Here is a 22,219-nt window from a genome sequence, read left to right on the forward strand (position 1 = left end):
CTGAACGGTCCCGACCGGTCGGCGGACGTGCCCCGGGAGGGGGCGCCGGGTCTAGAGGGTGAGGCGGTAGAGCGTCAGAGGGCGGCCGCTGGAGCCGCTGGTGAGGTTGCCGGTGCGTTCGGCCAGCCCCGCCAGCTCCAGCCGGTGCAGCATCCGCCGCGCCGTGCGCTGCTGGACGGCGAGCCGCTCGGCGATCTCGCGCGTGGTCAGTGCCTGCCCGCCCGCCGCGTCGCGCGCCTCCAGCAGCTTCTCCAGCGTCGGCACCGACAGCCCCACCCGGCGGGCGAGCACCGACAGGCTCTGCTCGCCGGCGGATTCGTCGGCCACCGACTCCAGCACGATGTCGGTGTCGGCGCGCAATGACAGCACCGCGGCCACGCTCCCGATGCGCCGGGCCCTGGCCAGCGCCCGGCGGGCCAGGCTCTCGGCCTCGGCGGCACTGCGCCCGAGGCCGAAACCCACCCGGGCCACGGCGCTGTGCGCGGTGAGCCTGGTCAGCATGGGCAGCCCGGTGAAGCCGCCGGTGGCGTCGTGGAGGGGGCCCCGGGTGGTCACCAGCAGGTGAGTGCCGCCGCGGAAGGCGGCCAGCGTGCCGCCGAGCGCGCCGGCCTCGCGCAGCAGTCCCTCCTCGCCGTCCATCTCCACCAGGCCGAGCGCGATCTGCGCGTCCTCCTGCGCCTGACCCTCGGCGGTCAGCAGGAGCTGGCGCAGCGCCACGCGGACCGAGTGCACCGACGGCGCCAGTCGCAGCACCTGCATCTCGCCGCGCAGCGCCTCGTGCACCGAGCTGAGACAGGTGATCACGGGATGCGTCGGGGCGCGGCGGTGGAAGGCGATGACCTTCTTGGAGGTCTGCTCCGGGCGGTAGCCGAGGGTGCGCAGCTGGTCGGTGGGCAGCCCGGCCTCGTGGAAGGTGGCGGTGACGTCGGCGGGGGAGATGGTGTCGATGGACAGGCGGGTGATGTCGTGGCCCTCGTGCTGGAGGCGTACCAGGGCGCTGAGCAGCGTCGCGCCCGAGTAGTCGACGAAGGCGGCCGGACGCGACAGCACGTCGGCGGCGCGGGCCAGCATGTACGGGACGATGCCGGTGAACAGCCAGCCCTCGACCGAGGTGGTGTGCGCCTCGACGATGGCCGGGGCCTGCGACTCGTGATCGTAGTCGAGCCGCAGCGCGCTGACCCCCGGCTGCTCCTCGCAGGTGGCCGCGACGTCGTCGACCAGATCGTGCGGGCCGACGACTCCGATGACGATACCCACCCGCGCCTCCTCTTCCTTAATACGGTCTAGACCGAAAGGTTATCCGGTGACCCTGCACTTTCCCAACATGGCCGAACCCGCGGGCCGCACCCTCGGCGACGAGGAGATGGCGGCACTGGAGCGGGTGATCCGCTCCGGCATGCTCAACTCCGTCTGGGGGACCGAGGCGCGGGCGCTCGAACGCGAGGTCGGCGAGCTGTACGGCTCGCGCCACGCGATCGCGTGCAGCTCCGGCACCGCGGCCCTCCACCTGTCGGTCGTCGCGGCGGCGCCGGACCCCGGGGACGAGATCATCACGACGCCGATCACGGACTTCGGTACCGTGGCCCCCATCTTGGCGCAGAACGCCGTTCCTGTCTTCGCGGACGTCGACCCGTCCGACGGCAACCTCGACCCGGACTCCGTGGCCGGTCTCATCGGGCCGCGCACCCGCGCGATCATGGCCGTGCACCTGTTCGGGGCGCCGGCCCGGATCGCCGCGCTGCGGGCCCTGGCGGACGAGCACGGCCTCGTGCTCATCGAGGACTGCGCCCAGGCGTGGCTCGCGGAGCTGCCCGCCGGGCAGGCCGGCCGGCCGCCTGGCGAGCAGGCCGGCGGGCCGTCTGACGGGCAGGCCGGCGGGCAGCCTGGTGAGCTTCTCGGTGAGCTGCCCACCAGGGGCTACGCGGGCACGGCCGGCCACGTGGGGACCCTGAGCCTGCAGCAGTGGAAGCACATCACCTGCGGCGACGGCGGCGTCGCGATCACCGACGACGACGAGCTGGCCAGGCGCATGCGGCTGTTCGCGGACAAGGGCTGGGACCGGGCCGCCGGCCGCTCGCACGAGAGCCTCGGCCTGAACTACCGGATGACCGAGCTGCAGGCGGCGGTGGCCCGGGCGCAACTGGCGAAGCTGCCGGGCGTCGTGGAGTCGAGGCGCCGCACCGCCGGACAGCTCATCGAGGCGCTGCGCGGCCTGGACGGGGTGCTGGAAGCCGGCGAGCCGGCCGGCGCGGGGGAGGGGCGCGGCGTGATCCGGCTGCCCCGCCCTGACGGGCACGCCTGGTGGTTGTTCCCGCTCGTGCTGCCCGGCGGCGACGCCCCCGAGCTGGCCGCGCACCTGAGCGCGGCCGGGATTCCGGCACGGGCCGGATACCTCAAGGAGCCTCTCAACCGGGCCCCGCTGTGGAAGGGGCCGATCTACGGCGCCTCGGACTATCCCCTGGAGGGCTATCGTCCCGCCGGCTGCCCGGCGGCCGAGCGGCTGGTCGACAGCACGCTCGTGGTCATCGACTGGAACGAACACTACACGTCGGAGCACGTGGCGGCGATCGCCGACAGTGTCCGGCGCTATCCCGGAAGGGCCTAGTTACGTTCATGTATCAAGCATTGACCGGCCGCTCGCCGCTCACTAGGTTTCGGTCAGGACCGGTATTCGGGAAAGGAAAGCCACCGATGAGGAAGCTAACGGCAGCCGGAGTCGTGGCCGCCCTGAGCGTCGTGATCGCCGGGTGCGGATCCGGTGGCGGCTCGGGCTCGGACAAGAGCACGGTCACCCTCTGGATGTACCCCGTCATCATGGACCAGGCCAAGCACAAGGCCTTCTGGGACAAGGTCGAGAAGGACTTCGAGGCCGCGAACCCCGCCATCGACGTCAAGATCGACCAGCAGCCCTGGGACGGACGCCAGGAGAAGGTCACCACGGCGCTGGCTTCCAGGAAGGGCTTCGACCTGGTGGTGCTCGGCCCGGACCAGATCCCGCAGTACGCCCAGCAGGGCACGCTGGAGCCCGTGGACGACGTGGTCGCCCCCGCCAAGGCGAGCTATCTGCCCAACGCGCTCACCGCGCTGACCGTGGACGGCAAGCTCTACGGCGTGCCGATCTACCAGACGATCACCGCCCCCATCTACAACAAGAAGCTCTTCGCCGACGCGGGCGTCACCAAGGTGCCCGAGACGCTGGCCGAGCTGAAGGAGGCCGCGCCCAAGCTGGCCGCCGGGAAGGTCGCGGTGCTCGACTACCCGGGCAAGCCCGAGGTCTCGCTCAACCAGAGCTTCTACCCGATCCTATGGGCCAACGGCGGCTCGGTCTTCGCCGCCGACGGCAAGAGCGTGACCGTCAACAACCAGCAGGGCATCGACAGCCTGCAGCTCCTGCTGGACCTCAAGACCGCCGGCGGCCTGCCGGAGAACACCGCCAGCAAGGGCAACGACATCGAGGGCGGCGCGCTCGCCTCCGGCAAGACCGCGATGTACCACGCCGCCACGGCGCTCCAGGCAGACCAGCTCGGCGCCGCCATCGGCGCGGAGAACGTGGGCATCGGCCTGCCGCTGGAGGGCTCGAAGCGGGTCGCGTTCGGCATCCCGGGCGGCCTGGTGCTGGCCAAGCACTCCGAGAACAAGGACGCGGCCAAGAAGTTCGCCGCCTACGTCGCCTCTCCCGAGGTGGCCGGGCCGCTGGCCAAGGAGTCGGGCTTCTTCTCCGCGCGTACCGACGTGACCATCCCGGACCAGTCGGCGACGTCCAAGGAGTTCGCCAAGTCGCTGGAGTTCGCCTTCCCCGGTGACACCCACCCCAAGGCCCGCCAGGTCATGTCGATGATCGCGGCGCACGTGCAGGCGGCGCTGCTCGGCAAGGAGGACGCCAAGACGGCTCTCGACGCGGCCGCGAAGGAGGGCAACGAGCTGCTGGCCGGCGGCAGCTGACACGATCGGGGCCTCCCCGCGTGGAGGCCCCGTTTTCTGGAAAGGTGTGAACCCCGGTGCGTCATCGCCTGCGCGATCCGATCACGGGACTGCTGTTCGTCCTCCCCATGCTCGTGCTGTTCCTGATCTTCAAGATCTTCCCCACGCTGGGCGCGGCGGGCATGAGCCTGACGAACTGGAATATCGGCGGCGAGTGGAGCTTCATCGGCGCCGACAACTACACCCGGCTCGTGAACGACCCCAACTTCTGGTCGAGCCTGCGCGCCACGCTGGTGTACACGGCCATCTACGTGCCGCTGGTCGTTCTGGTCTCGCTCGGCACCGCGCTGCTGCTCAACTCGATCGTCTTCCTGCGCGGTCTGTTCCGCGGCATCCTCTTCCTGCCGTACGTGACCAGCTTCGTCTTCGCCGGCCTCATCTGGCGCTGGATCTACGAGTTCGACGGCCTGATCAACGGCATGCTGGCCAAGCTGGACCTGGGCCCGGTCGCCTTCATGGAGCGCTCGGAGCTGGTGCTGCCCGCGCTGGCCCTCGTCTCCTGCTGGAAGGGCTTCGGCTACTCCATGCTGATCCTGCTGGCCGGCCTCAAGGCCATCCCCGGCTCCTACCTGGAGGCGGCCCGGGTGGACGGCGCGAGCGCCTGGCAGCGCTTCCGCTCCATCACGCTGCCCCTGCTCAAGCCCGCCCTCTTCTTCGTGCTGGTGATCGAGACGATCGCCTCGTTCCAGGTCTTCGACACGATCTACGTGATGACCGGCGGCGGGCCGGCCAAGGCCAGCTACACCCTCATCTACGGCATCTTCGAACGCGGCTTCAGGTTCTGGGAGTTCGGCTACGCGGCCACGTGGGGGATGGTGCTCTTCGCCGTCGTCCTGGTCGTCTCGCTGATCCAGCGCCGCTTCGTCGGCAAGGAGAACACGTGACGATGACGGCCGCGCGTCCCGCCACGGCCCGGGCCGGCGGGCGGACCGCCGCGCCCCGGCGCCGGGGCCGCAAGTGGGCGCTGTACACGCTGCTCTCGGTCATCTCGCTGCTGACGATGGGCCCGTTCATCGCGATGCTCGTCGTGGCCCTCTCGCCGAGGGGCGAGCCGACCCTGCCCGCGCAGTGGCCCGACTCGCTCACCCTCGACAACATCACGCGGGTCCTGAGCGCCTCCGGGTTCGCCGAGTGGACGATCAACTCGCTGGTCTACTCGGCCGTGTCCGTCGTGATCATCCTGCTCACGGCGTCGATGGCCGGGTACGCCTTCGCCAAGAAGCGCTTCCCCGGCCGCGACGCCATGTTGTGGACCTTCCTGGCCACGATGATGGTGCCGTTCCAGGCCACGCTCATCCCGCTCTACGTGCTGGTGTCCGACTTCGGCGGGGCCGACACCTTCTGGGGGCTGATCGTCCCGACGCTGGCCAACTCGCAGGCGGTCTTCCTGATGCGCCAGTTCATCCTCGGGCTGCCGGACGAGCTGTTCGACGCCGCCAAGGTGGACGGGGCCTCCGAGCTGCGCGTCTACTGGACGATCGTGATCCCGTTGACCAAGCCGATCCTGGCCACGCTGGGCGTGTTCGTCTTCCTGTGGCACTGGAACGACTTCCTGTGGCCCCTGGTCATCTCGCAGAGCGACGCCACCCGCACGCTGACCGTGGGGCTGACGGTGCTCAAGACGGAAGAGCTGCAGTGGGCGACGCTGATGTCGTCGGCCGCCGTCTCGGCGGTGCCCTGCCTGCTGGTGTTCTTCCTGCTGCAGCGCTACCTGGTCAACAGCATCGCCATGACCGGGCTGAAGTGACCCGGAGCTGAGCGCCTACGCTTGTCGCCCAGACCGTCTGATGAAGGCCATCCGGTGAGGGGAACAACGATGAGCACGATGAGCGCGCCGATCGACCCGCGGGCCGCGCGGCTGCGCGATCGACTGCGGGGCGCCCTGGTGGCCGCCGCCGCGACGCCGATGACCGCATCGGGCGAGGTGGACCTCGACGTCGCCGAGGCGTACTTCCGCGGCCTGGCCGCCGCGGGCGCCGACGCCCTGGCCGTGCTCGCCCACACCGGCCGCGGCCCCTTCCTGCCGCCCGACGTCCGGGCCGGCCTGATCGGGCGCGCGTGCCGTACGGGCCTCCCCGTGATCGCCGGCGTCGGCGGGGGCTCGACTCCGGCGGCCGAGGAGGCCAAGGTGGCCGCCGAGCTGGGGGCCGACGGCGTGCTGGTGTTCCCGTCGGAGGGCGACCGGGCGGCGCTGCACGACGAGGTGTGGGCCGCGGCCGGCCTGCCGATGATCGCGTTCGACCTGTACACCGCGCCGTGCCCGCCCGCCGTGCTGCGCGCGATCGTCCGGCACCCCGGCGTCGCCGGGCTCAAGACGGCGCTGCTGTCCGACGCGATGGGCTGCCAGGAGGCGATCGCCCGGACCCGCGAGGCGGACCGGCTGGCCATCACCGGCGAGGACCGGATGTTCGGCCCCTCGCTCCTGTGGGGGGCGCAGGCGGCGCTGGTGGGCATCGCGGCCGCGTCGGTGGAGACGACGGCGGCGGTGCTGCGCGCGTTCGAGGGGGATGATCTGCGGGGGTTCGAGCGGGCGTCCGCGCGGCTGGACCGGCTGGCCGCGGCCACGTTCACCGCGCCCATGGAGGGTTACGTGCAGCGGATGCTGTGGGTGGCCGCCGCGGAGGGGCTCATCCCCGAGTCGCACGCCGTCGACCCGTACGGCCCCGGCCTGCCGGACGGCGAGCGCGCCGGGGTCCTGGCGGCGGTCCCGGGCTGAGGGGCCGCCCCCAGCCCGGTGCCCCGGTCAGTTCAGGGGCCGGTTCGCCGCCGGGCTCAGAGGGCGATCCGGATCAGGTTGCGGCCCTTGAGCCCGTACAGCGCCTTGCGCGAGGGATCGATGGCGAGCCGGGAACCGCCGCCGAACCAGTCGCTCGCCAGCCCCTCCACGAGCCTCCTCGAGGTGAAGGCGACCAGGTCGATCTCGTAGACCGCGTTCTCGTCGCTGGTGTAGGCGTTGCGCCCGGCCAGCACCAGGTCGCCGCCGCGCTCGCAGACCTTCAGCGTGCGGGTGACCTCGCGCCCGCGCGGGTCGAACTCGAACAGGACTCCGTCGCCGGTGATGCCGTACAGGGCGAGGGTCGTGTGCTTGAGGCTCGTGACGCTGCTCGCGCCGGCCACCGGCTCGACCTCCCACCTCACCTCACGGGTACGCAGGTCGAACGCCGCCAGCCGGGCCGTCGACGTCACCGGCGGCGACCCGAGGCCCTCCTGCGTGCTGGTGCCCAGGTAGACGGTGCCCAGCCGGGCGGTCAGCGAGAACACCGTCTGGCGCTCGACCACCGGGCGGTAGGTGTCGAGCCGGCCGGTCCTGGGGTCGTAGACGTCGAGCGCGCCGTTCTGGTGACCGGGCTCCGGCTGGGTGGACATCACGATCAGTCCGGTCAGCCTGTCGTGGCACAGGTCCTTGGGCCGGTCCTGGTTGTGGCCGGTGCGCAGGAGGAGCTTGGCCTCGGGGTCGCCCGCGCGGTGGGAGTACAGGGCGGCCTGGGTGTAGACCCCGAGGTAGGTGGTGTGCCCGGCGGTGATGATGGTCTTCGGCTCGCCGGGGATGGGCAGCCGGGTGACCTGGCCGGTCGCCAGGTCGTGCAGGTCGCAGCCGCCCTTGCCGCCGACGTAGACGAGCCTGCCGTCGGAGTGCACGGACATGGGCTCCTCGGGGGCCGCCCTGAACCCCTTCTGCACGTGACTCACGTAGTCGATCGCGCCGGTGGCCGGGTCGTAGACGAAGATGCCCGGCTCCTGGACGCCATAGATCCGGCCGCCGTGCTCCAGGATCCGGACGGTCTGCGCCTCCGGGAACGGCACGCCGAGGACCTCGTACGTGCCGTCCTCGATGCGGTAACGGTAGAACGTGCCGGACGGGCGGCCGGCGAAGTACACCCATCCGTCGTGGATCAGCACCGAGACGATGTACTTCTCGCCCGGCGCGGTGGCCTTGACGATCTTGTACGCGGCCGGGTTCGCCTTCTCCAGCACCAGCAGCTCGGCCAGCGAGTTCATGCCGCCGGCCACGTGCGTGCCGCTGATCGACATGCTCGACACCCAGTCCCGGTCGGCCACCTCGGCGGGCAGCAACTCGCGCTTCTCGCCCGTCCGGCGATCGATCGCGACGAGGTGGGCGTTGCTGCCGACCCCGGCGTAGACGTGGGTGTCGTCGGCCTGGATGCTGCGCACGTACGCCTCGCCGGGGGCGGGCTGGCCGAGGTCGCGGCTGGCGCCGGTGGCGGGGTCGTACTCGACCACGCGTCCCGGCTGGGACATGCCCATGTAGACCTTGCCGTCGGGCGAGGCGGCCATGGTCCAGATGTAGGGGTCGGGGTACTGGGCTACCTTCGTGGTCGTGCCGGTCAACGTGTCGATCCGGTACAGGTCCGACCTGGAGTGGGTGCCCACGTACACGTCGGTGCCCACCTTGCACATCGCCCAGATGCCCACGCCGGTGGGGATCTCGAAGTGGGCCGTGACCTTGTCCTGGGCCAGATCCCAGGCGCCCACGACGTTGGGCGCCAGGCCGCGCGAGCCCAGGTACAGCACGTCGCCGACGAACTCGGCGTTGCCCAGCGGGCTGGTGACGCTGGCCGGGCCGAGATCGGTGATCGTGCCCTCGGGCTCGCGCCCCGAGGCTGTGGCGGTGGCTGCGGCTGTAGCGGTGGCGGTGGGTGTGGCGTGGGCGGGGCCGGTGGCGAGGGCGGGGATGGTGGTCGCGGCGGCCGAGGCGGCTGCGGCCTGGAGGAAACGGCGGCGGGGGATCATTCGCTGATACTCCTCGGGAAGGTTGGCCGCACGTTATTACGGCCTAGGCCGTAATGTCCAGATCGAAGAGCCGCGCGGCGTTGCGCCACGCCACCAGTTCGGCCGTCTCGGCGTCCAGGCCCGCGGCCGCCACCGCGCCGTACGCCGAGGCCGGGTCGATGAGGGTCGAGTCGGTGCCGAAGAGCAGCCGCGTGCGGTCCACCCCGGCGGCCACCTGGGCGATGCGGCCGGCCGGCGCGTGGGAGTAGCACGGCTCCAGATAGAGCCGGTCGCAGGCGTTCGCGGCCTCGATGGCGTGGGCGAAGCCGTCGGCGCCCATGTGCCCCGCGATGACGCGCAGGCCGGGCGTGTCGAGGCAGACCTGGGCCAGGTCCAGCACCGTGGTCCCCCAGGTGTGGACCAGCGCGGGCACCCCGGCCGCCGCGACCATGGCCAGCGCCTCGCGCGTCTGCGGCGAGGAGGCGGGCGACCCCGTGTAGTCGGTGTGGATCTTGACGCCCGCGAACTTGCCGGTGGGCAGGTATTCCCGCAGGTCCCGCTCGCCGTCGGCCGGCCTGCGGGGGTTGATCGTGACGTACCCCAGGTGGCGGTCCTGCGTGGCCAGCCACTCGGCCAGGGCCCGGTTGCCCGCGCGGGCGTCGTAGATCACCGCCTCGGTGGCCGACACGATCGACAGATCGATGCCGAAGCGGTCCATGGTGGCGAGGTTCGCCCCGGCCACGTCCATGGAGAAGAACCACGGGCCCCAGTGGGCGTGCACGTCGATGATCATGCGAACAGCCTCCTCGCGTTGCCGCCCGCCACCGCGGCGATCTCGTCCGGCTTCAGCCCGCCGGTCGCCAGGCGCAGGAGGGGGACGACGGGCTCGTAGTGGGGGGTGCGCGAGCCGTAGAGAAGCCGGTCGGCCGGTACGGTCTCCAGCGCGTCGGGGGAGTTGAGCAGGCGGGTCGAGGTGTGGAACCCGGGCTCGTCGGCGGCGACCACCAGGAAGTCGCCGAGGTGGTAGAAGTGCGTGTCCAGGAAGACCACCTTGGCGTCCAGGCCGGCGAACGGCTGCCAGAAGCGCCGCACGTCGCCGCCGGTCAGCACCACGAGGCCGAGCGCGGCGGCCCTCCTGGCGACGTGCCGGACCGAGGGGAAGCCCGCCTCGACGCCTTGCTCGTCGGGGAACAGCCTGATCGCCCGCACGCCCAGCGGCGCCAGCCGGTCGATCTCCCGCACCGCGCCGATGGGGTCACGCAGATCCACGGTCCCGACCGGAACCACGCCGGCTGGGGTGCCCCCGTCCGGGCCCCCGTCCGTGCCGTCTCCCGGCGCGAGCGGGCCGCCGGAGAGGGCCAGGACCTCGTCGTTGCCGGAGCGCATGTCGAACAGGGCCGCCCGCAGCGACGCCACCGCGCCCGCCCGGATGCGGTGCGCGGCCAGGGCCTCCAGGACGGATCCCGGCGTTCCCGGCGGTCCGTCGCGGTCGGGGTACGCCCCGACCAGCACGTCCACGTCGAGGGTCACCTCGAGCTCGCCGACCAGTTCACGCGCGTCGAACGCCGTCACACCAGCCTCCATTGACTAATCCTGCTCAGAAGATTACGGTCTGGACCAAAATTGGGCAACAATGTGCGGAGGTGCGGTCATGCCGCGCAGTCCCCTCGTGGTGTCGGCGGCTCTGGCCGCCACCTTGCTCGTATCCGCGATCCCAGCCTCGGCAACCACGGCGTCGGCAGCCCCAGCGTCGGCGGCCCCCGTGCGAGCGGCCGCCCGGAGCCTCGCGCAGGGGGCGCCGTCGTGTGCCGGGCAGCGCGTGGAGACGTCCGGGCCGGCGTCGGTGACCGGCGCGATCGTGGGCGCCGTCGTCCACGAGGGCAAGGGCTACGTCGTCACCCGCGGCCAGAAGCCGCCCGTGCTGGCCGAGATCGACCTGGCCACTCGCAAGGTGGTCAGGAGCGTACGCCTGCCCGACGCCCCGGCCACCGGGGAGCCGGAGGGCGGCTGGGCCACGGCGGTGTCCGGCGGCAAGGTCTACGTCGGCACCTACCCCGTGCCCGACCTCTACCGCTTCGACCCGGCCACCGGCGAGGTGGCGCACCTCGCCTCGTTCGGCCGCAACGGCGGCTACATCTGGTCCCTGGCCGTGGCGCCCGACGGCACGCTCTACGCCGGGACCTATCCCGACGGCCGGGTCAGGGAGTACGTCCCGGCCACCGGCGCGGTGCGCGACTTCGGCGTGCTGGCCACGGGGGAGCGCTACGTCAGAGCGGTCGCGGCCGACGCCGACAACGTCTACGCGGGCCTGCTGGACAAGGGCAGGCTCGTCGCCATCGACCGGAAGACGGGCGCGGTCAGGGAGCTGGCCCAGGGGGCGGGCGGCATCGGCGTCGTGGCCGAGCACGGCGACCGGATCCTCGCGGTGAGCGGGCCGGTCCTGATCGACGTGCGCAAGGACGGCACCGACGCCAGGCGGGTCTCCCTGGGCTCCGGCAGCCTCGACGCGCTCACGGTCGCCCCCGACGGCACGGTCTACGGCACCTCGCGCCCAGACGGCGCCGTCCACCGCTACCGTACGGGCGACAGCGCGCTCACCAAGGTCGCCGGCCCGCCGTCGCAGGAGGACGAGACCAGGCGGCTCGCGCTCGTCGACGACCACACCCTGGCCGGCTTCTCCGGCAGCGGCGGCATGTGGTGGCTGGACCTGCGCACCGGCGAGTCCGAGTTCACCGACCTGATCGAGGCCGGACTGCCGGCCGGCGCCGAGCGTCCGCAGAGCATGCTGCTGGTGCCCGGCCGCGCCGTCTACGTCGGCGGCCACTTCTTCATGGACGTCCGCGACCTGCGTACCGGCGCGCAGCGCAGGTTCCGGGTGCCCGGCGAGCCCAAGGACCTGGTACGCCGCGGGAACAAGATCTACGCCGCGATCTACCCCAGCGGCCAGATCATCTCCGTCGACCTGCGCACCGACCGGATCCGCAGCCTGGGCTACCTGGGCCACGACCAGCAGCGCCCCTGGGACATCGAGTACGACCCGGTGACCGACAAGCTGCTGGTCGCCTCCGCCCCGCTGGGCGGCAAGCTGGAGGGCGCCCTGACGATCGTGGACCCGGACACCGGTGAGATGGACGTCCACCTGGGCGTCATCCCCGGCCAGAGCCTGATGAGCCTCTCGCTCGACTCCCGCGCGGGGGTCGTCTACCTGGGCGGCGACGTGCTCGGCGGCGGCGGCGTCCCGCCGGTGCGGACCGCGGCCTCCGTCGCGGCGTTCGACCTGAGCTCCCGCACGGTGCGGTGGCAGGCGGACCCGGTTCCCGGCGCGCGGACGTTCCAGGACGTCAAGGTGCACGACGGCCTGCTCTACGGGGTCTACAAGCGCGACTCCGGCACCTGGATCGCCCTCGACCTGGCCACCGGGACGGTCAGGCACCAGGGCACCCTGTCCGGGTACGGCGAGCTGACCGTGCACCGCGGCCGGGTGTTCGTCTCGACCTTCTTCGGCGGCGGCAACGCCTACGAGCTGGGCACGGACGAGCCAGGCCCCGGCGCGCTGGGCGCGGCCCGGCACCTGGCCACCGGGCTGGGCGACGAGTGGTACACCAACCCGCAGCTCCACTTCGAGCCCGGCTCCTGGAAGGCGTGGGCCCTGAGCGGCCGGCACCTGGCGAGGATCGACCTGAACCCCGGCTGCCCGCTCTTGACCGTCACGCCACCGCAAGGCTAATTTCGGTCTGTGCCGAAATTAGTTCTGGACGCCCACCGGCTCATCGGCCCCGTGCCCTTCGACGACCTGCCCCGGGACCCGCTGCCGGAGATGGACCGGCTGGGCGTTCACCGCGCCTGCGTGACCCACACGCTCAGCCTCTACTCCGACGTCCACGCGGGGAACGAGGCGCTGCTGGCCCTGAGCGACCCCCGGCTGATCCCGGTGCCGGTGCTGCTCCCGGAGGCGTTCGGGCCGGCGCCGGACTGGGACGTCCCCATGGTCCGGCTCTGCCCGGCGCGCCACCGGTTCGAGCTCACCGGCCCCACGGCCGTGCGCCGGCTGGCGGACCTCGGCGCCATCGCGGCCATCGAGCTGGACGAGACCTCACCGGGAGAGCTCCTCGCCCTCGCCCGCCTGCTGCCCGGACAGCGCATCCTGCTGCTCAACCCCGGCTACCGGCGGCTGCGCGCGATCGGCGAGCTCATGACCGAGATCCCGGACCTCTGGCTGGAGATCGGCACCGTCAACACCCAGCGCGGCGTCGAGTGGCTGGCCACGCACTACGGCGCGGAGCGGCTGGTGTTCGGGACCGGTGCCCCGGTCATGGACGACTGCGGGCCGCGCTTCCTGCTCGACCACCTCGAACTCCCGGAGGCCGACATCGACCTGATCGCCTCGGGCGGCGGCCTGTTCGGGCAAGGAGAGCGCCGATGATCCTGGACGCGCACGGCCACCTCGGCCCGTGGCCGGACTTCCTCATCCCGGACCAGTCGGCCGGCGGCATGGTCACCCTGATGGACCTGCTCGGCATCGAGGCGATCGGCATCAGCCACCTGCTCGCCGTCGGCCCCGACGCCGAGGAGGGCAACCGGCTGGCGTTCGACGCGGCCGAGCGCCATCCCGGCCGGTTCGGCGTCTGGCAGGTCTACAACCCCCACCAGCGCAACCGGCTCACCGGCACGGGCGTCTGGGGCGTGAAGCTCCACCCGGACGTGCACGAGTGCCGGCTCGACGACCGCCGCTACGATCCCGTCTGGGAGCTGGGCCTGCCGGTGCTCGCCCACGGCCAGACGGGTTCCCCGTGGAGCGACCCCGAGCAGTTCGTCACCGTGGCCCGGCGACACCCGGACGTGCCGTTGCTGCTGGGTCACGCCGGGCTCTGGCCACACGGCTTCGCCCGCGCCGCCGACCTGGTGGGCGGGCACCCGAACGTCTTCCTGGAGATCTGCGGCTCCAGGATGACCGGCCGCTGGATCGCCCGCCTGGCCGGCCTGATCGGCGCCGACCGTGTGGTCTACGGCTCCGACGCCTGCTTCCTCGACCTGCGGATCGGCTTCGGGCGCGTGGCCCTGGCCCCCCTCGACGACGCCGACCGGGCCCTGATCCAGGGCGGCAACCTCGCGCGGTTGCTGAAAAGAGCCCTGTGACGGCGCCTCCGACGACTGCTGGAAGGACCCCATCCATGACGCTCGCCCTCCACGGCGGAGCCCCCGTACGCACCACGCCCTGGCCGGCCTGGCCGCCGCCGCTCGACGAGGCCCAGCGCGAGCTGGTCACCACCGTGCTGGACAGCGGCCAGTGGGGCGCCACACAGGGCGGATCGATGTGCGCGGACCTGGCCGCCGCGCTCGCCCGCCGCTCCGGCGTCGAGTACGGCGTGACGGTCGGCAACGCCACGCTCGGCCTGTTCGCCGCGCTGCGCGGCCTGGGGGTCGGGCCCGGCGACGAGGTGATCGTCCCGGCGTACACGTTCGTCGCCTCGGCCACGGCCGTCCTGCTGGCCGGGGCCACGCCGGTGATCGCCGACGTGGACCCGGCCGACCTGCACCTGTCCGTGCCCGCGGCGCGGGCGGCGCTCACCCCGCGCACGGTCGCGATCATGCCGGTGCACCTCGCGGGCAGCCCCGCCGACATGGACCCCCTGAACGCGCTCGCCGCGCGGCACGGCCTGGCCGTCGTCGAGGACGCCGCGCAGGCGCACGGCGCGGCCTACCGGGGGCGCCCGGTCGGCGGGCTCGGCGACGCCGGCGTCTACAGCTTCCAGGCGAGCAAGGCGATGACGGCGGGGGAGGGCGGCCTCGTCGTCTGCCGGGAGGAGGCCGTCCACGACGCCGTCTGGTCGGTCTGCAACCTCGGCCGCCAACGGGGCGGCGCCTGGTACGGCCACCCATCCGTCGGCTGGAACCTGCGGCTGACCGAGATCCAGGCCGCGCTCCTGCTGCCCTGGCTGGACCGGCTGGACCAGGAGATCGACCGCAGGAACGCCTTCTGCGCCGCCGTCGAGCGCGAGCTGGCCGCCATCCCGATGCCCGCCGGCCACGACGGCGAGCGGACCTCCGGGCAGCGGCCGGTGACGGTGGTCCCGCAACCGCCGGGCACCACCCGAGACTCGCGGCACCTGCTCATGCTCCGCCTGCACGTGCCTTTCGACCGGTCGTTCCTGCTGGCGGCCCTGGCGGCGGAGGGCGTCCCGCTCGACGGCGGCTACCCGCCGCTCGGCACCATGGCGGCGCTCACCGGGGCGGGCGCCCGGCCGGAGCCCTGCCCCGCCGCAGTGGCGGCCGCCCGCGAGGTGATCTGGGTACGCCAGTCCATGCTCATGGACGATCCCGCCAACGCCGCACAGATCGCCGAAGCCCTGGCCAAGGTCCTCACGTCGTGAGGTGAGCGGCCACGAGCCGGGACGTGAACCGGGTCAGGCGTGGATCGGGGACGCGGGGACCGGAGCGGCGCTCTCCTGGGTGCGGATCAAGGCGTCGCAGTCCGCGATCGTCTCCTCCAGCAGCGTGCACAGCAGCGCGTCCGGGTCCGGTACACACGCTTGCACGATCCCCACCACCGCCAGCTGCACCGCGTTCGGCGCCGCGTACCGGCGGAAGCCCTTCTCCGTGATCCGGGCCGCCCGGCTGAAGCGCCTGGCCTGCTCGGTCGCCTGCGGGACCTCCTCCATCGCGCGCCGGCTGCGCTCGCTCAGCCGCCCCGACGGCGCTCCTTCGAGCCTGGCCAGCATCTCCTCGGCGGCCAGCACCGACACCGCCAGCGCGAGCTGGCGCTCGGCCGCCGCCACCGGCAGGGCCGTGGTGGCGCAGCGCAGCGCGATGTGCGCGTCCACGCGCAGGTCGTCGCTGGCCAGGCCGATGATGGAGGGGACCAGCCGGACGAGCTTGGCCCGGCTCTCGTCGCTGGTGTTGTCGTTGACCAGGCGGGCGAGTGCGGCCAGCAACGGGTGTGTGCACGCCGGATGGTCGCTCCAGCGTTCTCCGGCCAGGTAGGAGGCCAGTTCCATGAAGCAGGCCCCGCGCTTGGGGTTGCGGTGCCTGCCACGGGAAAGGACCGGCATGTGATCAAGGTGATTGTCCACGGGTGCTCCACTGCTCCGCGCGATCGCCGTCTGTCCAGTCTGTCCAGTCTGCGCCGTAGTGCCGTTCAATTCCAGTGATGTGGTGCCGGTGATGTGATGAACGTTCCCTCTACCCCGGCACGTCACACTCAGACACTCATGTCCGCACGAATACCGCGACCGTGCGGGCCGGGACGGTGAGCGTGCCGGTGGCGGGGTCGAAGGCCGACTCCTGGACGACCGGGTCGTCCGAAGCGGCCTGTACGGGATGCAGCGCCACCTCCTGCCCCGCCAGCGACGGCATCGCCTGCGGGTGCGCCGACGGCGTCGCGTTGAACACGACCGTGACCGACTTCCAGCGCGGGTCGAGCCCCGAGGTGTCCACGTGCATGGCGATCACGCCCTCCGCCGAGTCGGGGAACGTCAGCCGCCGCCGCACCTCCTCCAGCGACCCCAGCGCGAACGCCGGCGACGACGCCCTGATCCGCAGCAGCTCGCCGTACCTGGCCCGGCCGGCGTTGATGTCCGCGCAGCCGGGCCGCAGCGCGGGGTCGGCGAGCAGCGGCCGGGCGTAGGGCCACCTGTCCTCGTTCCCGGCCCGGGGCGGCAGGCCGGCGCCGAAGCCGTTGCCCTGCGCGCAGTCCCACAGCAGCCGGTTGAACCAGTCGCCCGAGTCGTAGGAGTTGCGGTCGAGCGACTTCGAGCGCAGTCGCTCGCTGCCCGCGTGCACGAACGCCGTCCCCTGCGACAGCACGGCCGTGGCCAGCGACAGCGCCTGCATGCGCACCCGGTCGGCCATCGGTGTCGACTGGGGCAGCTTGTACGCCAGCGCGTCGAACAGCGTCTCGTTGTCGTGCGCGTCCACGTACGTCACCACCTCCCCGGGCGCGGCCGCGTACCCGGCGGGCGAGCCGTTGTAGTCGACCTCCGAGCCCCGCTTGCCCGAGGGCAGCACGTAGCCGGCCAGGTTCCCGGTCAGCCCGACCCGGATGAGGTCGGCGTAGCCGGCCAGCCGCTCCCGCTGCTGCTCGGCCGTGCCGTTGGCCGGGGAGCCGTTGGGTGCCCCCGCCAGCCCCGAGCCGAACCCCTGCACGCGCGGGTCGGCGTCGAACGGGCCGCCGCCGCGCACCGCGTCCCGCAGCCGGTCGCTGAAGGTGCCGATGCCGGTCCCGGCCAGGTTCGCCTGCGTGGCCTGCTCGAACCGGGCCCCGTCGGCCACCTCGCCGAAGTTCCAGCCCTCGCCGTACAGGATGATCGACCTGCCGTCCACGCCGTCCTGCTCCACGGTGAGCGCGTCGAGGGCGCGGCGGACGGCGAGCATGTTCGCCTTCGGGTGGTGGCCCATGAGGTCGAACCGGAAGCCGTCGATCTTGTACTGCCTCGCCCACGTGACGACCGAGTCGACCACGAGCTTGCCCATCATCGTGTGCTCGGGCGCGGTGCCGGCGCAGCAGGTGGAGGTGGCCACGGTGCCGTCGTCCAGGAGCCGGTGGTAGTAGCCGGGCACGATGGGGTCGAGCACGCCGGTGGAGTGGGTGTGGTTGTAGACCACGTCCATCACCACGCGCAGCCCGGCCCGGTTGAGGCCGGCGACCATGGCGCGGAACTCCTTGATCCGCTCGTCCGGGTCGGTCGCGTACGAGCCCTCCGGCACCGTGTAGTGCAGCGGGTCGTAGCCCCAGTTGAAGGAGTCCTTGGCGGCGGTGCGCGCGACGCACTCCTGCTGCCGCTCGGAGTCGGGCGGCAGCGCGGCCAGGTCGCAGCCCGGCTCGGTCCGGTCGGCCTTCCGCTCCGGGATCGTGGCGAGGTCGAACACGGGCAGCAGGTGCACGTGCGTCAGCCCGTCCTCGGCGAGCGCGCGGAGCGCGCGCATGCCGGCGGAGTCGAGCCCGAAGGCCGCGTACGTGCCGCGCAGCGCGGCCGGGACGCTCGCGTCGGAGGCGGAGAAGTCGCGCACGTGCAGCTCGTAGATCGAGGCCCGGTCCTGCGGCACGGCCGCCGGCTTGGCCGCCCGGTCCCAGCCGGGCGGTTTCAGCGCGGCGCCGTCGAGGCTCACGAGCCTGCTGCGCACCCCGTCGGCGGTGACGGCCAGGCTGTAGGGGTCGGTGACCTCGTTCGTCACGACCTTCCCGGCGGCGGGGGAGTAGACCGTGACCAGGTAGGTGTACTCGCGGCCCAGCCACGTCGGCAGGCCGTGCACCGACCACACTCCGCTGTCGTCGTCGCGGCGCATCCGGTGCACGCTGCGGCCGGGGCCGTACAGGGCCAGCTCGACCTTCTGCGCGGTCGGCGCCCACAGCGCGAGCCTCGGGATCGTCCGGCCCGACGGGCCGAGGGTGGCGGTCGCGGCCTCGGCGTAGAGATCGTCCAGCACGCCGGGGATCTGCACCCCCGTCGCGGCCAGCAGCGTGCCGGCGGCGTCCCGCTCCACGGCCACGACCTGGCCGCGCAGCGCCTGCCGCACGAGGCCGGCGTCGCGCGGGTCCACCTTCAGCGCCGGGTACGCGGCCAGGTGCGGCCACCTCCGTTTCTGCTCCTCGCTCAGCGTGCCCGGGAGGAGCCGGATGAGCCGCAGGTCGCCGGTCAGGTCGCCGTTGCCGCAGGCGTCGTCGTACGCGATGTCGCCCCTGGCGCTGAAGGCCAGCGAGTGCCGCAGCGACGGCCCGCCGCGCCAGGCCACGGTGTCCCGGTCGATCCAGTGGGCCCTGGCCTTGCGCAGGTCGGCGTCCGCGCCCGTGGCGGCGGGCAGGTCCTGGTCGTCGCCCTCGTGGATGATGTGACTCAGGCTCTTCGCCCCCTCGGCGAGCGGCACCGTGAACACGGCCCCGAAGCCGTCTGTGCCCGACGGCCGCAGGGGCGAGGCCCGGTCGGCGGGCGCGGCGGCGCCGCCCCACACGTGCGGTCCCCCCGCCCTCGTCGTTCCCGTCCGGGCGGTGGTAATGCAGGACGACCGCGTTCCCGGCCGCCGCCAGGTTCCTGAGCGGGACTCGCCAGGCGGGCGTTTGCAGTCCTTTCTGGAAATTTCTGAAATGCCGGGGAACCACTTCCTGGCGGGTGCGCCAGCAGACGTGGCCTGGTCAGGGGTCCACAATGGGGACCGACCTGCGCTGATACGGGCTCCGGCGGCGCAAGGGCGGCGGGCGGCGATCAATGTAACAACTTGCAGAAACCTTACGAACCCATCTACCGGTGAGCGTCACGTCGGCGTAACCTCCGGCTTACTCCGACCTCGACCGAGCTGTGAGGTGAAGGATCATGCGACGAAACTTACCGGCCGCAGCCGCCGTTGCGGCATTCGTTCTGGCGCTGTCCGCCTGTGGCGGCGGAGGCGGGACCCCCGCGCCCGCGGCGTCGGTCTCCGACCCGTCGAAGGTGAGCGGCGAGCTGACGTGGTGGGACACGACGCGCCCGGAGAGTGAGGGGCCGACCTTCCAGGCGTTGATCAAGGAGTTCCAGGCGAAATATCCGCAGGTCAAGGTCAACTATGTGAACGTGCCGTCGGACCAGGCGCAGAACCAGTTCCAGACGGCCGCGCAGGCCGGCACGGGCGCGCCCGACGTGATCCGCTCCGAGGTGGCCTGGACGTCGCAGTTCGCGTCGCTGGGATATCTGCAGCCGCTGGACGGCAGCCGGGCGGTGGACAAGCCCGAGGACTTCCTGCCCGGGCCCTTGAGCAGCACGAAGTTCAACGGCAAGACCTATGCCGTGCCGCAGGTCACCGACACGCTCGCGCTGATCTACAACAAGCGCCTGCTGAAGGAGGCCGGGCACGAGGAGCCCCCCAAGACGATCGCGGAGCTGAAGCAGACCGCGCTCGACGTCAAGGCCAAGACCGGCGTGGCCGGGCTCGCGCTGAACGTCGACTCCTACTTCCTGCTGCCCTTCATGTACGGCGAGGGCGGCGACCTGCTCGACGTGGCCAACAAGAAGATCGTGGTCAACTCGCCCGCCAACGTGAAGGCGATGGAGACGGTCTCCGACCTGATCAGCTCCGGCGCGGCCCCCAAGCCGGCCACGACCGAGAGCTACGCCAACGCCATGACCGCCCTCAAGGAGGGCAAGGCGGCGATGATCTACAACGGCCCGTGGGCGCTGTCGGAGATCTACCAGGGCAAGGAGTTCCAGGACAAGGCGAACCTGGGCATCGCGCCGGTCCCGGCCGGGTCGGTCAAGGCCGCGGCGCCCACCGGCGGCTGGAACCTGGCCATCTACGCCGGCTCGAAGAACATCCCGGCCGCGTACGAGTTCGTCCGCTTCATGACGACCGTCGAGGCCCAGGCGAAGATCGCCAAGGAGATCAGCCTCCTGCCCACCCGGACCTCCGCGTACGCCGACCCGGACGTGGAGGGCAACTCGGACGTGGCGGTGTTCAAGCCGATCATGGACACGGCCGTCCCGCGCCCGTGGATCCCGGAGGGCGGCCAGCTCTTCCAGCCGCTGCTGGAGGGCTACCAGTCGCTCGTCGGCGGCAAGTCGGGCCCCGCGGACATGCTCAAGAAGGTCGACGAGCAGTACCGCGGGATCATGAAGGACTGGGGCTGACCGGTGGCGGTCTCGACCGGACGGTCGAGCGGTGGTCCGGCCGCGGACGAGTCCGCCCGCGGCCGGAGCCGTCGCCAGGACAGGCCGGGACGCCTGCGGCGCTCGATCGCCACCCACTGGTACGCGTGGGCCATGGTCGCGCCGGTGCTGGCCGTGATGCTGGTGCTGATCGGCTGGCCGCTGGTCCGGGGCGTCTACCTGTCGCTGACGGACGCGACCGAGGCGAACATCGGCCGGACCATCGGGGTGAACGTCATCCCGTCCACGTACGAGTTCGTCGGCCTGGACAACTACTTGCAGATCCTGACCAGCAGCCTGTTCTGGGACAAGCTGCTCTGGACCGTCGTGTGGACGGCCGTCTGCGTCGGCCTGCACTACGGCATCGGGCTGGGTCTGGCCGTCATGCTCAACCGCCGCCTGCGCTTCCGCTCGGTCTACCGGGTGCTGCTGATCCTGCCGTGGGCGGTGCCGGCGTTCGTGGCCGCGTTCATCTGGCGCTACCTCTACAACAGCGACTACGGCGTGATCAACGGCTTCCTCAAGCTGGCCGGGATCGGCGGGGTCGGCTGGCTGGACGACCCGACCACGGCGAAGATCGCGGTGATCGCGGTGAACGTGTGGATCGGGGTGCCGTTCATGATGGTCGCCCTGCTGGGCGGGCTGCAGTCGATCCCGGCCGAGCTGTACGAGGCGGCCGAGGTGGACGGCGCCGGCCCGTGGCAGCGGTTCAGGGCGATCACGCTGCCCGGGTTGCGGCAGGTGTCCGGCACCGTGCTCCTGCTCGGCACGATCTGGACGTTCAACATGTTCCCGATCATCTTCCTGGTCACCAGGGGCGGGCCGGGCAGCGAGACGGAGATCCTGGTCACCTACGCCTTCCGGGAGGCGTTCACCGGCATCCGCAACTACTCGGGCTCGGCGGCCTGGGGCGTGATCATCCTGGCCATGCTGATCGTGCTGGCCGTCGGCTACCGGCGTACCCTGCGCAGTCAAGGAGACCCATGGTGAGCACCAGAACCCGGCCGCGCGGCGAGCGCGGCCCGCTGGCCTCCGCCGGCCTGCACGCGGGCCTGCTCCTCGCGGTCGCGATCTCCCTCTTCCCGGTCGTCTGGCTGGTGCTGACGTCGCTCAAGCCGCGCGACAGCTGGCTGTCGGCCGAGCTGCAGCTGTTCAACGACTCCTCGCTGGACAACTACACCCGCGTGCTGACCGCCACGCAGTTCCCGCAGTGGCTGCTCAACAGCGTGTTGACCGCCGGGCTCACCATGGTCCTGGGCGTGTTCCTGGCGGCCACCACCGGCTACGCGGTCAGCCGGTTCCGCTTCCCCGGCCACCGCTCGGTCATGTGGCTGCTGCTGATCACCCAGATGTTCCCGGTGGCCATCCTGATCGTGCCGCTGTACAACCTGATGGCCGGGCTCGGGCTGCTCAACCAGATCCCCGGCCTGGTGATCGCGTACATGACGATCGCGGTGCCGTTCTGCGCCTGGATGATGAAGAGCTACTTCGACACCGTGCCGATCGAGATCGACCAGGCCGGGATGGTGGACGGGCTGACCCCGTTCGGGGTGTTCTGGCGGGTCGTGCTGCCGCTGGCCCGGCCGGGGATCGCGGTGACCGCGTTCTACTGCTTCATGACCGCCTGGGGCGAGGTCGGCTACGCCACCGTGTTCATGTCCCAGGAGGACAAGCGCACGCTCGGCGTGGGGCTGCAGCAGTTCGTCGGCCAGCACTGGTCCGACTGGGGGCTGATGACCGCCTCGGCGGTGCTCATCGCCATCCCGGCCGGCGTGGTGTTCCTGCTCGTCCAGCGCCACCTGATCACCGGCCTCACGGCCGGCGCCACCAAGTCCTAGCCCCCGAGAGGAGCTCATGAGCAGGGACGGGGCTTACGCTGCTCACGTTTGAGTAATCGT

The 22,219-nt window shown here is 71.9% G+C and carries 18 protein-coding genes; 12 read left to right on the forward strand and 6 right to left on the reverse strand.

The window, feature by feature from the left end; all coding sequences use genetic code 11:
• Window positions 1-51: 51 nt before the first annotated feature.
• Window positions 52-1,257: a hypothetical protein gene (locus tag ACTWPW_RS44335; RefSeq protein ID WP_375108521.1), complete on the reverse strand. Its 1,206-nt coding sequence runs from the start codon at window positions 1,255-1,257 to the stop codon at window positions 52-54.
• 46 nt (window positions 1,258-1,303) lie between these two features.
• Here ACTWPW_RS44335 and ACTWPW_RS44340 point away from each other — a divergent pair, with 46 nt between their 5' ends.
• The 5 genes from ACTWPW_RS44340 to ACTWPW_RS44360 all read left to right on the forward strand — a co-directional run bounded on the left by ACTWPW_RS44340 (window position 1,304) and on the right by ACTWPW_RS44360 (window position 6,697).
• Window positions 1,304-2,605, forward strand: coding sequence for a DegT/DnrJ/EryC1/StrS family aminotransferase (locus ACTWPW_RS44340; protein WP_443172254.1), 1,302 nt, complete (start codon window positions 1,304-1,306; stop codon window positions 2,603-2,605).
• An 86-nt stretch (window positions 2,606-2,691) separates the two neighbouring features.
• Window positions 2,692-3,942: an ABC transporter substrate-binding protein gene (locus ACTWPW_RS44345; RefSeq protein ID WP_375108519.1), complete on the forward strand. Its 1,251-nt coding sequence runs from the start codon at window positions 2,692-2,694 to the stop codon at window positions 3,940-3,942.
• A gap of 56 nt (window positions 3,943-3,998) precedes the next feature.
• Entirely contained in the window at window positions 3,999-4,865 is an 867-nt protein-coding gene (locus tag ACTWPW_RS44350; protein ID WP_364136503.1) for a carbohydrate ABC transporter permease, read from the forward strand.
• A 2-nt stretch (window positions 4,866-4,867) separates the two neighbouring features.
• Window positions 4,868-5,728: a carbohydrate ABC transporter permease gene (locus ACTWPW_RS44355; protein ID WP_375108862.1), complete on the forward strand. Its 861-nt coding sequence runs from the start codon at window positions 4,868-4,870 to the stop codon at window positions 5,726-5,728.
• Window positions 5,729-5,797: 69 nt separating this feature from the next.
• Window positions 5,798-6,697, forward strand: coding sequence for a dihydrodipicolinate synthase family protein (locus ACTWPW_RS44360; protein ID WP_443172255.1), 900 nt, complete (start codon window positions 5,798-5,800; stop codon window positions 6,695-6,697).
• A 56-nt stretch (window positions 6,698-6,753) separates the two neighbouring features.
• On the opposite strand, the gene ACTWPW_RS44365 is transcribed toward ACTWPW_RS44360, so the two are convergent.
• From ACTWPW_RS44365 to ACTWPW_RS44375, 3 genes are read right to left on the reverse strand one after another with little or no spacing between them, the layout of a single operon-like run.
• Entirely contained in the window at window positions 6,754-8,733 is a 1,980-nt protein-coding gene (locus ACTWPW_RS44365) for a PQQ-binding-like beta-propeller repeat protein (protein WP_443172256.1), read from the reverse strand.
• 43 nt (window positions 8,734-8,776) lie between these two features.
• Complete coding sequence (locus ACTWPW_RS44370; protein ID WP_375108516.1) at window positions 8,777-9,505, reverse strand: amidohydrolase family protein; 729 nt, start codon at window positions 9,503-9,505, stop codon at window positions 8,777-8,779.
• The gene (locus tag ACTWPW_RS44375) at window positions 9,502-10,284 is read right to left on the reverse strand and encodes an amidohydrolase family protein (protein ID WP_443172257.1); all 783 of its coding nucleotides are present in this window, start codon (window positions 10,282-10,284) and stop codon (window positions 9,502-9,504) included. The genes ACTWPW_RS44370 and ACTWPW_RS44375 overlap by 4 nt, the downstream gene beginning before the upstream one ends.
• Before the next feature lie 79 nt (window positions 10,285-10,363).
• On the opposite strand from ACTWPW_RS44375, the gene ACTWPW_RS44380 reads away from it, so the two are divergent.
• Genes ACTWPW_RS44380 through ACTWPW_RS44395 form a run of 4 tightly spaced genes read left to right on the forward strand, consistent with a single transcriptional unit; the run spans window position 10,364 to window position 15,083 of the window.
• Window positions 10,364-12,439: a PQQ-binding-like beta-propeller repeat protein gene (locus tag ACTWPW_RS44380; protein WP_443172258.1), complete on the forward strand. Its 2,076-nt coding sequence runs from the start codon at window positions 10,364-10,366 to the stop codon at window positions 12,437-12,439.
• 9 nt (window positions 12,440-12,448) lie between these two features.
• Window positions 12,449-13,135, forward strand: coding sequence for an amidohydrolase family protein (locus ACTWPW_RS44385; protein WP_375108513.1), 687 nt, complete (start codon window positions 12,449-12,451; stop codon window positions 13,133-13,135).
• Window positions 13,132-13,848, forward strand: a complete 717-nt coding sequence (locus ACTWPW_RS44390) for an amidohydrolase family protein (protein WP_375108512.1) — start codon at window positions 13,132-13,134, stop codon at window positions 13,846-13,848. Before ACTWPW_RS44385 ends, ACTWPW_RS44390 begins: the two co-directional genes overlap by 4 nt.
• A gap of 35 nt (window positions 13,849-13,883) precedes the next feature.
• A complete protein-coding gene (locus tag ACTWPW_RS44395; RefSeq protein ID WP_375108511.1) occupies window positions 13,884-15,083 on the forward strand; it encodes a DegT/DnrJ/EryC1/StrS family aminotransferase in 1,200 nt (399 codons plus the stop codon).
• A 33-nt stretch (window positions 15,084-15,116) separates the two neighbouring features.
• Here ACTWPW_RS44395 and ACTWPW_RS44400 read toward each other — a convergent pair whose 3' ends face one another.
• Together ACTWPW_RS44400 and pulA are read right to left on the reverse strand one after the other, a co-directional pair.
• Window positions 15,117-15,761, reverse strand: coding sequence for a hypothetical protein (locus ACTWPW_RS44400; RefSeq protein WP_375108510.1), 645 nt, complete (start codon window positions 15,759-15,761; stop codon window positions 15,117-15,119).
• Between the two features lie 157 nt (window positions 15,762-15,918).
• Window positions 15,919-18,657 (reverse strand): pullulanase-type alpha-1,6-glucosidase, encoded by a 2,739-nt coding sequence (gene pulA / locus ACTWPW_RS44405; RefSeq protein ID WP_443172259.1) that lies wholly within the window; start codon window positions 18,655-18,657, stop codon window positions 15,919-15,921.
• Window positions 18,658-19,016: 359 nt separating this feature from the next.
• On the opposite strand from pulA, the gene ACTWPW_RS44410 reads away from it, so the two are divergent.
• Genes ACTWPW_RS44410 through ACTWPW_RS44420 form a run of 3 tightly spaced genes read left to right on the forward strand, consistent with a single transcriptional unit; the run spans window position 19,017 to window position 22,159 of the window.
• Entirely contained in the window at window positions 19,017-20,303 is a 1,287-nt protein-coding gene (locus tag ACTWPW_RS44410; protein ID WP_443172260.1) for an extracellular solute-binding protein, read from the forward strand.
• A 3-nt stretch (window positions 20,304-20,306) separates the two neighbouring features.
• The gene (locus tag ACTWPW_RS44415; protein ID WP_375108507.1) at window positions 20,307-21,311 is read left to right on the forward strand and encodes a carbohydrate ABC transporter permease; all 1,005 of its coding nucleotides are present in this window, start codon (window positions 20,307-20,309) and stop codon (window positions 21,309-21,311) included.
• A complete protein-coding gene (locus ACTWPW_RS44420) occupies window positions 21,305-22,159 on the forward strand; it encodes a sugar ABC transporter permease (RefSeq protein WP_443172261.1) in 855 nt (284 codons plus the stop codon). The genes ACTWPW_RS44415 and ACTWPW_RS44420 overlap by 7 nt, the downstream gene beginning before the upstream one ends.
• Window positions 22,160-22,219: the final 60 nt, after the last annotated feature.

Origin of the sequence: Nonomuraea sp. KM90, assembly GCF_052246675.1 — a bacterium.
Taxonomy (GTDB): Bacteria; Actinomycetota; Actinomycetes; order Streptosporangiales; family Streptosporangiaceae; genus Nonomuraea.

What these genes read in the sequence shown, in the direction of transcription:
- ACTWPW_RS44395 (WP_375108511.1), top strand. Translation starts at nt 13,884, where the DNA reads ATGACGCTCGCCCTCCACGGCGGAGCCCCCGTACGCACCACGCCCTGG.
- ACTWPW_RS44400 (WP_375108510.1), bottom strand. Translation starts at nt 15,761, where the DNA reads ATGCCGGTCCTTTCCCGTGGCAGGCACCGCAACCCCAAGCGCGGGGCC.
- ACTWPW_RS44380 (WP_443172258.1), top strand. Translation starts at nt 10,364, where the DNA reads ATGCCGCGCAGTCCCCTCGTGGTGTCGGCGGCTCTGGCCGCCACCTTG.
- ACTWPW_RS44365 (WP_443172256.1), bottom strand. Translation starts at nt 8,733, where the DNA reads ATGATCCCCCGCCGCCGTTTCCTCCAGGCCGCAGCCGCCTCGGCCGCC.
- ACTWPW_RS44410 (WP_443172260.1), top strand. Translation starts at nt 19,017, where the DNA reads ATGCGACGAAACTTACCGGCCGCAGCCGCCGTTGCGGCATTCGTTCTG.
- ACTWPW_RS44420 (WP_443172261.1), top strand. Translation starts at nt 21,305, where the DNA reads ATGGTGAGCACCAGAACCCGGCCGCGCGGCGAGCGCGGCCCGCTGGCC.
- ACTWPW_RS44390 (WP_375108512.1), top strand. Translation starts at nt 13,132, where the DNA reads ATGATCCTGGACGCGCACGGCCACCTCGGCCCGTGGCCGGACTTCCTC.
- ACTWPW_RS44345 (WP_375108519.1), top strand. Translation starts at nt 2,692, where the DNA reads ATGAGGAAGCTAACGGCAGCCGGAGTCGTGGCCGCCCTGAGCGTCGTG.
- ACTWPW_RS44355 (WP_375108862.1), top strand. Translation starts at nt 4,868, where the DNA reads ATGACGGCCGCGCGTCCCGCCACGGCCCGGGCCGGCGGGCGGACCGCC.
- ACTWPW_RS44360 (WP_443172255.1), top strand. Translation starts at nt 5,798, where the DNA reads ATGAGCACGATGAGCGCGCCGATCGACCCGCGGGCCGCGCGGCTGCGC.
- ACTWPW_RS44370 (WP_375108516.1), bottom strand. Translation starts at nt 9,505, where the DNA reads ATGATCATCGACGTGCACGCCCACTGGGGCCCGTGGTTCTTCTCCATG.